The sequence below is a fragment of the Actinomycetes bacterium genome (assembly GCA_036510875.1).
GTDB lineage: Bacteria > Actinomycetota > Actinomycetes > Prado026 > Prado026 > DATCDE01.
This window is the reverse complement of sequence record DATCDE010000149.1, coordinates 1-11,001: the sequence shown is the minus strand read 5'-3', so window position 1 is coordinate 11,001 and position 11,001 is coordinate 1. Positions and strand designations below refer to the sequence as shown.

The 11,001-nt window shown below is 71.5% G+C and carries 10 protein-coding genes; 4 read left to right on the top strand and 6 right to left on the bottom strand.

Annotated elements, in window-relative coordinates:
- On the bottom strand, nt 1-163 hold a 163-nt coding region (locus VIM19_08835; GenBank protein ID HEY5184988.1), incomplete at its 3' end, for an ISNCY family transposase.
- 129 nt (nt 164-292) lie between these two features.
- Between VIM19_08835 and VIM19_08830 the strand changes: the two genes are divergently transcribed.
- The gene (locus tag VIM19_08830) at nt 293-1,546 is read left to right on the top strand and encodes an MFS transporter (protein ID HEY5184987.1); all 1,254 of its coding nucleotides are present in this window, start codon (nt 293-295) and stop codon (nt 1,544-1,546) included.
- An 82-nt stretch (nt 1,547-1,628) separates the two neighbouring features.
- Nucleotides 1,629-1,898, top strand: a complete 270-nt coding sequence (locus VIM19_08825; protein ID HEY5184986.1) for a DUF4242 domain-containing protein — start codon at nt 1,629-1,631, stop codon at nt 1,896-1,898.
- On the opposite strand, the gene VIM19_08820 is transcribed toward VIM19_08825, so the two are convergent.
- A complete protein-coding gene (locus VIM19_08820; protein HEY5184985.1) occupies nt 1,887-4,799 on the bottom strand; it encodes an AAA family ATPase in 2,913 nt (970 codons plus the stop codon). The genes VIM19_08825 and VIM19_08820 overlap by 12 nt on opposite strands.
- A gap of 204 nt (nt 4,800-5,003) precedes the next feature.
- Here VIM19_08820 and VIM19_08815 point away from each other — a divergent pair, with 204 nt between their 5' ends.
- Nucleotides 5,004-6,374 (top strand): FAD-binding oxidoreductase, encoded by a 1,371-nt coding sequence (locus tag VIM19_08815; protein ID HEY5184984.1) that lies wholly within the window; start codon nt 5,004-5,006, stop codon nt 6,372-6,374.
- A 17-nt stretch (nt 6,375-6,391) separates the two neighbouring features.
- Here the strand turns inward: VIM19_08815 and VIM19_08810 are convergent, their stop codons facing one another.
- Nucleotides 6,392-6,913, bottom strand: a complete 522-nt coding sequence (locus tag VIM19_08810) for a DUF664 domain-containing protein (GenBank protein ID HEY5184983.1) — start codon at nt 6,911-6,913, stop codon at nt 6,392-6,394.
- A gap of 39 nt (nt 6,914-6,952) precedes the next feature.
- Entirely contained in the window at nt 6,953-7,675 is a 723-nt protein-coding gene (locus tag VIM19_08805) for a hypothetical protein (GenBank protein ID HEY5184982.1), read from the bottom strand.
- 162 nt (nt 7,676-7,837) lie between these two features.
- Here VIM19_08805 and VIM19_08800 point away from each other — a divergent pair, with 162 nt between their 5' ends.
- Entirely contained in the window at nt 7,838-8,494 is a 657-nt protein-coding gene (locus tag VIM19_08800; GenBank protein ID HEY5184981.1) for a GAP family protein, read from the top strand.
- Here the strand turns inward: VIM19_08800 and VIM19_08795 are convergent.
- Both VIM19_08795 and VIM19_08790 read right to left on the bottom strand, forming a co-directional pair.
- Entirely contained in the window at nt 8,472-8,930 is a 459-nt protein-coding gene (locus VIM19_08795) for a hypothetical protein (protein ID HEY5184980.1), read from the bottom strand. The genes VIM19_08800 and VIM19_08795 overlap by 23 nt on opposite strands.
- Nucleotides 8,931-9,181: 251 nt before the next feature.
- Nucleotides 9,182-11,001, bottom strand: a 1,820-nt coding sequence (locus VIM19_08790) for a molybdopterin cofactor-binding domain-containing protein (GenBank protein ID HEY5184979.1), incomplete at its 5' end; no start/stop codon positions are given.

Sequence of the window (11,001 nt, the reverse complement as noted above, 5' to 3'; positions counted from 1 at the left end):
ACGGCCGACCGACCCGCGGGTCGAAGAACGGCACGAACGAAGCGAAGAACGCCGGGTCGTCCAGCATCGTGTCGACCCGAGCCAACTCATCCGGTAGCCGCAGCAGTTCCTCCGGCCACACCGACTCCCACAACGACGGCTGATCGCCCACGATACGAAACACGATGGCCTCGATCCCTTCTAACCCAAGGGTTCGGGGCCATCCTCTCGATCACCAGACCGCCGGAAGCGCACCGCCAAGCCCCGACTTCTTCAGGTCGAAGTAACTAGTCCGGGGGATACTGGCGGGACCATGACGGACGGGCTGCGGGACTGGTCCACGCGGACGTTCGCGTCGCTTGACAATCCCAACTACCGCCGGTTCTTCATCGGCCAAGTCGTGTCCCTGGTGGGCACCTGGATGCAGTCGGTAGCTCAGGCGTGGCTGGTGCTCCAGCTGACCCACTCCGCAACCTGGTTGGGGCTGGCCGTTGCGCTGCAGTTCCTGCCGATCCTCCTCCTCGGGCCGTACGGCGGCGTCGTGGTGGACCGGGTCGACAAGCGGCGGCTGCTGATCGGCACCCAGCTGGCCGCCGCCGTCCAGGCACTGGTCCTCGGGTTGCTGACGGTCAACGGCCACGTGACGATCGCCTGGGTGCTCGCGCTGTCCCTCGGGCTAGGACTGGTCAACGTCCTGGACAACCCGGCCCGCCAGGCGTTCGTCCGGGAGATGGTCGACGGCGACCAGGTCCGCAACGCGGTGAGCCTGAACTCGGTGCTGGTCAACGTGGCCCGCGCTGTCGGGCCCGCGGTCGCCGGTGTGCTCATCGCGAGCGTCGGGGTGGGTGCGTGCTTCCTGGTCAACGCGGTCAGCTTCGGGGCGGTGATCGTGGCCTACCTGACCATGCATCGAAGTCAGCTCGCGCAGTCCGCGCCGGTGAGAAGGGCGCCCGGCCAGCTGCGGGAGGGGCTGCGCTACGTGCGGCGCGCCCCCCAGCTGCTGGTGCCGCTGCTCATGATGGCGCTGGTCGGCACCCTGACCTACGAGTTCCAGGTGGTGCTCCCGGCGCTGGTGACGCACACGTTCGGCGGCGACGCCCGGGACTACGGGCTGATCACCGCCGCGATGGGGGTCGGTGCGGTGATCGGCGGTCTGGTCAGCGCTGGACGGTCGGTCACCGGGATCGCGCCCATGGTGGCGTCCGCCTTCGTCTTCGGGGTCACCGACCTGCTCACCGCGCTCACCCCGACGCTGCTGCTTGCGGCGGTGTCGCTGGTGGCGGTGGGAGCGGCCAGCGTCTGGTTCCTCTCCACCGGCAACGCCACGCTCCAGCTCAACTCCGCGCCGGCAATGCGTGGACGCGTGATGGCGCTGTGGGCGGTGGCCTTCCTCGGCAGCACGCCCGTGGGCGGCCCGATCGTGGGCTGGATCGCCCAGCACGCCGGACCGCGGTGGGCGCTAGGGGTGGGCGCCGCGGCCGCGCTGGTCGCCGCGGCCATGGGGGCCCTCGTGCTGCGCCGGCGTCCGGCGGTCGATGTGGTTGTGCCCCAGGGCGACGGCACGTGAGCGGCCGAGTGCGGCTGCGACCCCTGTTGGACGACAGCCGCGACGAGTACGTTGGGCCGGGCCCGTGCGGAAGGGGGCAGCCATGCCCGTGTTCATGGTCGAACGGCGGTTTGCGGACCAGCTCGACGTCACCGCGGAGGTCGCCGATGGAATCAACCGGATCAACGACGCCGAGGGGGTGCGGTGGCTGTACTCGTTCCTCTCGGCGGACAAGCGCAAGACCTACTGCCTCTACGAGGCACCGTCGGCGGAGGCCATCCTGCGAGCGGCGGAGCGCGCCGGGCTGCCGGCTGACGTGATCGTCGAGGTGACCGGAACCCTGCAGTCGGATGGGTCGCTGTCAGCGGTCTGAGCGGTCGGCGCCGCCCAGCAGTCCCTGAGTCGCGGCGTACATCGCCGCCTGCGTGCGGTTGCCCGATCCGGTCTTGGCCAGGATGCTCCGCACGTGGTTGGCGGCCGTGTTCTCGCTGATCACCAGCCGCGCGGCGATGGCCCGGTTGCTCAGACCCTCACCGAGCAGGTGGAGCACCTCGGTCTCCCGCGCGGTGAGGCCGTCCCTTCGTTCGGACTGAGGGCGCTCGGGCGTCAGGGCGTCGAGCTGCTGCAGCACCCGCCGGTGTCCCAGCGGCACAGCGAGGCTCCGTGCCCGGTCCACCAGGTCGGCGACCGCTCGGGCGTCCGACTGCCCGCGTCGTCGCAGGTGGCGGGCGTGCGCCGCCAGGGTCAGCGCCTGGTGCACGGGGGCAGCCATCAGCATGTCCATCTCCATCGCGGAGGCGAACCACTCGTCGGCGGCCCCGTTGCCGAGCAGCGAGTCGACAGCTCCCAGGTAGCGGTCGGTGCTTCCGAACACGGCCACGAACTGGCCCGCCACCAGGTTCAGGCCGGCGTACTCAAGCAGCGGTCCGCGCAGCCGTCGCGCCGCGGCTTCGTCCTCCAGGGCGAGCGCGGCCTCTACCAGGAACGCCAGCACACCCGGCCACTGCGCGGAGTGCTCGTACCGGTGAAGCTGCTCGTCCAGCAGCCAGTGCAGCAGCCGCGACGACGACTCCACCAGACCCAGCTCGGTGTACAGCGCGAGCAGGCCCGGGGCCCAGAAGTCGCCGAGACGCTCGTCGCCCTTGATCACCGAGCGGACCGGCTCGAGGCCACCGGTCTCCCGTTGGATCATGTACATCTGGACCCCGTAGGGCCCCTCGGTGTCGTCGGTCCCGAACGACTCGCCGAGCTCGAGCAGGCCGGTGCAGCTGCGCTCGGCAGCGACGAAGTCACCGGCGACGAAGTGCCTTGCGTACTCCATGCAGCCAGCCATGTAGGCGAAGAAGTCCTGTCCGGTGGCCCGTGCGGTGTGGATCAGGTCCCCATGGGCGGCGTCCATGCTGGCCGGGTCGCCGCGCAGGTAGCTGATGGCGCCTCGGTAGTACGCGGCCGGTCCCAGCTGCTCGAAGTGGCCGGTCCGACGGGCCAGCAGCGACAGCCTGGTCGCGCGCTCGAGCTTTCCGGGCGCGTCGCGAGGCCGCAGACCGTGCCACAGGCTGGCCTGCAAGGCATCCGCCAGGGCCCGGTCGTCCGCCAGTGCCTCGGCCATTTCGATGGCACGGACGCCGAGGGCGCGGGCCTCATCGGTGGAGCCGGTGAACGCGAGCGCGCGGCCGAGGCTGGCGACGGCCCGCACGTAGTCCGGGTCGGCGGGATCACGGTCGACCCCGGTGAGCGCGGCCGAGAGCAGCTCGACCGAACGGTGTCCGGGATGTCCTGGTCGCCACGACGCGGCCTCGAACGCCACCGCCGCGCGCAGCCGGTGTCGGGGGGACCCGACCGTCGCCACCTTCTCGGCCAGGTCGCGCGACCTCGCGAAGTCCGCGGCAAGCAGGTAGCTGCGGGACGCGTCGAGACGCAGTGCGTCGCGTTCGTCGGGGCCGGTCGCCAGCGAGGCGGCCAGCTCGAGGGACCGGGCGGCCTCGTCGTGCGCCAGGCTGCGCTCCGCCACGTTCGCCGCCTCGACCAGGTAACGCACCGCCTTGTCTGCGAGGCCGAGCGTGTGGGCTCCCGCGTAGTGGTGGGCCAGCTGTCGTACGTACCGGTCGGAGCCAGGCAACCGGCGCTCGATCACCTGCGCCACCCGCGCGTGCTCGTGCGCCCGACGGGGCGACGGGACAAGGTTCAGCACGATCTGGCGAGCGAGCGAGTGCGGGAACCGGTAGCCGCCGTCCGCACCGTCGGCCGGCTCGACCAGGCCGGCGCCCACGGCCGCGTCAAGTGCCTCCAGCGTGGTGTCGTGCGCCCACCCCGACGCCTCGACCAGCGTGATCGAGTCGAACTCCTCCCCGATGACCGCGGCTAGCTCAAGGACCTCCCGGTGCGGTTTGGCCAGCCGGTCCAGCCGTCGCTCGATGGTGTGCCGGACCGACTCGGGCGCCTGGAAGTCGGTCGAACGCAGCGTGGCCAGGCCGCCGCGGGTGGCCAGGTCGCGCCACAGCTCGCGCAGGAAGAACGGGTTGCCGCCGGTCTGGTCGCGCAGCACGGTGGCGAAGACGCGCGCCCTGCTTGCCGACGCGCCAGCCTCGTGGACCAGGTAGTCGGCGATCTCCTCGCTGTCGAGTCCGGCCAGGTCGATCCGGCGGACGCCGTCCAGCCGGTAGAGCTGGGCGATCGTGTGGATGAGTGGCGGTGAGCGGTCCGGTGCGGTGGTCCGGTGCGACAGCAGTACGAGGATCCGTGCCTCGGTGGTTCGCTCGACCAGGTACGTGAGCAGCTGGAGAGCGCTCTCGCCGGCCCAGTGCAGGTCCTCCAGGATCAGGACCAGGGGGCGTTCTGACGCCGCAGCGTGGAGCGCCTCGGTGGCGGACTCGTACAGTCGACGCCGATTCTCCGCGCGGGACGTTCGCGTCGGTCGACGCCCCGACAGCATCTCGAGCCGGCCGACCAGCTCGGCGAGGTGGTCCGGTTCGGAGGGGTCTACCTCGAGCCGACCGCCGGTCAGGTCCGGAAGCAGCGCCTCGATCGGCTCCACGAACGGCTGGTAGGGCGGTCCGAACTCCTCGATGCAGCTGCCGAGCAGCACCGCGGCGCCGCGTCCGTGCCAGACCTGGGCCACCTCGGAGAGCAGCCGCGACTTGCCGGCACCGGGCTCCCCACCGACGAAGACCACCTGGCGGGCACCGCCCTCGGCCGCGGTCCACAGCTCTTCGAGGACCGCGAGCTCGCGGTCGCGCCCGACGAAAGCCGGGTGCGCGGCCCTCGACCAGCGCACCGGCAGAGGTGGTCCGGTCCAACCTGGCATCGCGGACCCACGGTAGCCAGTGAACCCTCGGGCCGTCGATGACCAGATCTGACCATCCGCCCGCCGGACGTCATCGGGCAGTTCTGGTCATGTGCGGACAGCGTGCCGCCTTCTAGCGTCGCCCGGGACGCCGTCGGGTGACCGGCGGAACCGACGCACAGGAGTGGAGCTCCCATGACAGCCCAGACGACCGATGCCCTGCGCCAGCGGGTGAGCGGCCAGGTGATCACGGCGGGAGACTCGGGATACGACGAGGCCCGCCGGGTGTACAACTTCATGATCGATCGCCGGCCTGCGGCCGTGGTGCGGTGCAGCACGCCAGCCGATGTCGCCGCGGTGGTGCGGTACGCGGTGGAGACCGGCACCGAGCTGGCCGTCCGCGGCGGCGCGCACAGCGTCCCGGGGTTCGGCACGGCGGACGCCGCTGTGGTCGCCGACCTGTCCGGGCTCGCCACGGTCACGGTGGACCCAGAGGGCCGCACCGCGACGGCTGGCGGCGGGGTTACCTGGGGCGGGTTCAACCAGGCGACCGGCCAGCACGAGCTGGCGACCACCGGTGGGATCATCTCCACCACCGGGGTGGGTGGCCTCACGCTCGGAGGTGGGATCGGCTACCTCTCCCGGGGGTACGGGTTGTCCTGCGACAACCTGCTCTCCGCTCAGGTCGTGACCGCCGACGGGACGACGGTCACCGCGAGCGAGACCGAGCACCCTGACCTGTTCTGGGCGCTGCGCGGCGGTGGCGGGAACTTCGGTGTGGTCACCGAGTTCACCTTCCGGCTGCATCCGGTCGGGGAGATCTACGGGGGGCCGATGTTCTTCGAGCTGTCCGACGGCGCCGATGTCCTCAGCTACTTCAACGAGTTCATCCGGACGGCACCGCGTGAGTACGGCGGATTCCCTGCCTTCCAGATGGCACCGCCGCTGCCCTTCGTCCCCGAGAACCGGGTCGGTGAGCCGTTCGTGGCTCTGGTGTCCTGCTGGACCGGGTCGCCCGACGACGGCGAGAAGGTCATGCAGGGATTCCGTGACGTCGCCCGGCCTGTCGCCGAGCACATGGGGACGATGCCGTACGCGGCGTTGAACAGTGCGTTCGACGCGCTGGTTCCGCGCGGCCTGCAGCACTACTGGAAAGCGGCCTTCATCGGCGACCTGACGGATGCCGCGATCCAGGCGCACATGGAGCACGGATCGCGGGTACCCGTCGTCAACTCGACGGTGCACCTGTACCCGATCAACGGGGCGGTTCACGACGTCCCCACCGCCGCGACCGCCTTCGGCCACCGGGACGCGACGTACGCGGCGGTCATCGCCGGCATGTGGCCGGACCCGGTGGACAACGAGGCCCACACCCGCTGGGTGCAGGACTACCACGCGGCGATCGCACCCCACTCCCACCAGGGTGGCTACGTGAACTTCGCCTCGGCCGACGACCAGCCGGCTGTCGCGGCCAACTACGGCGCCAACTTCAACCGGCTTCGGGAGGTCAAGCGTCAGTACGACCCGGACAACCTGTTCCACCTGAACCAGAACATCCAGCCCTGAGCTTCGGCGAGGGTGGCTCAGCGTCCGGACCCACGACGCTCCAGCACGCCGCGGAGAAACGCGGCCTGGCCAGCGTGCTGGAGGTCGTCGGCGATGACGCTGACCAGGCGCACGGCCAGGGTCACCGGCGGGTCCCAGCGGGTGTCGACGATGCGGGCGAAGTCGGCCTCGGTCAGCCCGCTGAGATACGCCACGGTCCGCTCGTGGACGGCGTCGCAGTAGCCGGTGAGCAGGTCCGCCGAGGGCACCCGGACGGCGGCGACATCGGCAGCGGAGTGCCCGTAGCCGGTGTCCATCCGGCCCAGCGTCAGGGCGAACCGGTCCACCCAGCCGTCCGACGTCCAGACCTGCTCGGTCCCCGCTGCGTCGGCGATGTGGTCGTCCTGCACGCGGGTGAGGTGCCAGACCAGCCAGCCGATCGAGTTGGCCTGCGGATCCACCCGGTGGGCCAGCTGGTCAGCGGTGAGGCCGTCGACGGCCTCGTGCACCACCTCGCGGACCCGGCCGAACGCGTCGACGACGATCTCGGTGCTGCCCATGGTTGCGCCCCCTAGCCTCGGTGGTCCTGGTGCCAAGGATCAGCCTGCCCAGGGAACGGGACCGGCCGCGATCGGTACGGGCTGCCGGTTGCCGGCGTCGAGAGCGAAGCCGAGCAGGGGGCGCTGCGCCTGCACCTGTGATGGATCGTAGACCCGGCCCAGCCACAGCCACCCGGCGAAGCCGAGCAGCGCCAGCCCGACCAGTGCGGGCTGCCGCAGCTTGAACCGGCGCCAGGGAACCTGCCACACCAGAGGCAGCTGCGAGCCGAGGTAATAGACGAAGACCGGGTAGACGAAGAAGTCGTGCCACACCTTGGATAGTGCGTGCAGGCGGTCGATCGGCCAGGTCTCTATCTGGACGACGTGGAACCAGTAGCTGACGCCCAGCGCGACGGCGGCTACCGCCGTCCGCCACCACCACCGGTCGGTGAGCGGAGCCTGGTCGACGCCTGCATGGCCCGCGACCCAGAGCCGGCGCATGGCGGCGAACGCCAAGGCCACGCTGGTGAGCATCACGCTGTCGCCCCAGAAGAAGATCGCGCCGTGCTGCCCCGGCAGCCACATGCGACGGCCCTCGGCCACGTACGCGATGATCTGGACCGGAATCCAGGAGATTAGCAGCGCCGCGCCCACGGCCACCGCTGGTCCGCGCTCGTACACCCGTGGCAGAAAGCGGAAGGCGAGAACGGTGCACGCGAGCGTGACCCCGAGGAACCACCACTCTGTGTCCGACACCGGGCGGAACTGCATGAGCGTCTGCACGGTTCGTGACCTCCCTCGTCTCCAGGGTGGGTCGCAGATGTTTAGACGGCTCGGGCACCGGCTTTGCGGCTTCGTGAACGTTCGTGCGCCGCCTCGGGCCGGTCCCAGTAGTCTCGGCGCCAGGTTGCCTGGCCGGAGCCGGCACAGGGTGTGGGGGTCGGTGTGGGAGCGGTGCTCGGCGACGTCGTGCCGATCGCCCTCGGCATCGCGGCGTCACCCTTCCCCATCATCCCGGCGATCCTGCTGCTGTTCACCCGGCGGGCGAGGGCCACGAGCAGCAGCTTCCTCCTCGGGTGGGTCGTCGGGATCCTGGTGGTGACCGGTGCCTTCGCGCTGCTGTCGGAGGTGCTGGACACCAGCGACCAGCCCTCGGCCTGGGCCTACTGGGCCCGGATCGTCCTGGGCGCGGTGCTGGTGGTGCTCGGGGTACGGCAGTGGCTCGGACGACGGGCAAAGGACTCGACACCGCAGTGGATGCAGTCCATCGCGGACGCCACGCCGGGCACGGCGCTGCGCCTGGGTCTGGTGCTGTCGGCAGCCAACCCGAAGATCATGCTGCTGGCCGCGGCGGGAGGGCTCGCGATCGGGTCGTCCGAGCTGGACGGGGCCGGAGTCGTCCTGGCCGTCGCGCTGTTCACCGCCGTCGCGGCCAGCACGGTCGCCATTCCCGTGCTGCTCTACCTCGTCCTGGGCGAGCGGATCCTCGGCCCGCTCGGGGTCGCGAGGGACTGGCTGCAGGCCAACAACGCCGCCGTCATGGCGGTGGTCATCGTGGTGATCGGCCTGCTGCTGCTGGTCAAGGGTCTCGGCGGACTGTGAGGGTGCCGAGGAACCGGTCGATCGCCGCGTTGACCTCGACGTGCACCTGCGCCGTCCGCACGGCGTCGCCGGGGATCACCAGCCCGTGGTCGGCCCCGGGGATCTCTAGGACCTCACAGCCGAGGCCGTGAGCGGTCCGGCTCGACCACAGCTCGTCGTCGGTGCCGCCGACGAGCAGCTGCGGCACACCGTCCAGAGCGCGGCGCTCGATGGCGGCGGCGCAGTCGGCGTCGGTCAGCAGGGGGGTGAGCCAGATCTCCGCGTCGATGGGCGTCTGGCTGGTGGCGCCCAGCGTGCCCAGGGACTTCGCCATCACCAGCAGCTGCTTGAGCGGTGGCTCCGCCGCCGACTCTCCCGAGAAGGCCCTCTCGAGGCGATCGCGCACCCAGGCGGCGGGGTCGGCGGCCTCGTCCGCGCCGGGCCGGGCCGGTCCCACCAGACCCGCTGGGTGGTCCAGCCGTGCTGCAGGAGAGCGAGCCGGCCGAACTCCAGCAGCGGGCGTCAGGTGAGTACGCCAGGCCCGGGAGGATGATCGCCCGCCGTTCGGATGGGCCGCTGTTCGGGTCGAACCGGCTGGGTCGGCCGCCGAAGGTGCTCGCCACAGGGCAACTGTGCCATCCCGTTACGTGATCACTGTGAGCGGTCCGATTCCGCCGCTTCAAGGCGCTTTCGGACCGCTCACAGTGATCATGGAGCGGGGGGAGGCGGCGGGAGAGTGCCGTCGGGGGTGAGCGGGAGCGAGCGGAGCCGCCGTCCGGTGGCCGCGTAGACCGCGTTGGCGATCGCGGGGGCGATCGCGATGATCGGGGTCTCGCCGGCACCCGCGGACTCGATGTCCGGGCGGTCGAGCACGATGACGTCGATCGGCGGGATGTCCGGGAACCGGGGGACGCGGTACCCCGAGAGCGCCGCGTTGTGGATCACGCCGGAGTTGAAGCGGATGCCCTCGAACAGCGCGCCGCCGAGCCCCATGATGGTGGCCCCGGTGACCTGGCTGGTCAGGCCCTCGGGGTCGACGACGGCCCCGCAGTCGAACGCCGTGACGACGCGCACGAGGCGCAGCCGGCCGTCCGGGTCGACGGTGACCTCGACGGCCGTGGCCACCCGGGAGTCCTTCTCCAGGCCGCAGGCGAGGCCGGCGCCTCGCCCGGGCTCGGTGGGCCGCTCGGACCAGCCGATCCGCTCCGTGACCGCGGTCAGCACGTCAACCAGGCGCGGGTCGTCGAGGTGACGCAGCCGCAGCTCCAGCGGGTCGAGCCGCAGCGCGGCCGACATCTCGTCGATGTGCGACTCACGGGCGAAGTTGTTCGCGGTGGCGGCCAGCGCCCGGTAGGAGCCTTGGCGCAGCGGCGAGTCGGCCGGCTGGAACTGCTCGCGCCGGTTCGCGACGACGTACGGCGAGAACAGCCCGGCCGCTCCCGAGTTGATGTTGATGAACGACCAGCCGGTCAGGAAGCCGTCCGCGGTCGCCGCCGAGCGGACGTCGATGACCGCGGCCGGGCGGAGGTAGGCCCAGCGGAACTCCTCCTCGCGGGTCCACGCGACCCGCACCGGCGCGCCCGCTGCCTGGGACAGTCGGGCCGCCTCGACGGCGACGTCCCCCGAGTGCTTGCCACCGAAGCCGCCGCCGAAGTCCGGGACCACGACCCGGACCCGTTCCTCGGGCAGCCCGAGTGCGGCAGCCACCTCACTCCGGACGCCGAACGGGCGCTGGGAACCCACCCAGACCGTCACCCGGTCGGCCCCGACCTGGGCGAGCGCCACCCGCGGCTCCATCGGCACGTGCGCGATGTACGGCGTCGTGTAGGTCGCCTCCAGCCGGACCGCCGAGCCGACCCGCGCGGCGTCGACGTCGCCGGCCTCCCGGCGAACCGAACCGCCCCAGTCGGGGGAGTCCACCGGGTGGTCTCGCAGGTAGCTCGCCAGCCCGACGTCGCCGGGTCCGTCGACCGGTTCCCACTCCGAGGCCACCGACCGCAGCGCCGCCCTGGCGGCGGACTGGCTCGCGGCCACAACGCCGACGAAGCCGTCGGCCTCGACCACGGTGACGCCGGGCAGCTGGCGGGCTGCGGCGGTGTCGACGTGGCGCAGCCGGGCCCCGTACGCGGGCGGACGCAGCACGGCGCCGTGCAGCAGGCCAGGCAGCCGGATGTCGGACGGGAACTGCTTCATCCCGGTCACCGCTCGCACGAGGCCCTGCCGCAGCTGGGTGGGGTCGACCCCGGCGAGTCCGGCGAGCGCGGTGTCCAGCGCCTCGTCCGGGTCAACCTCGATGGTGCGGGGGCCGTCGGCAACCAGCGCGCCGAACGCGATCTCGCGACCGGTGACCGGATCGCGCACCGACCCGCCCGCAGCGACCAGGCCGTCGGGGGAGACATCCCAGCGTCGCGCGGCCTCCATCAGCAGCGCCCGCCGGGTCTCGACGGCGAGCAGGCGTAGCGCATGCCCGACATCGGGGGTGGATCGGCTGCCGAAGGTGCCCAGGTCGAACGGCGCCACCTCGGTGT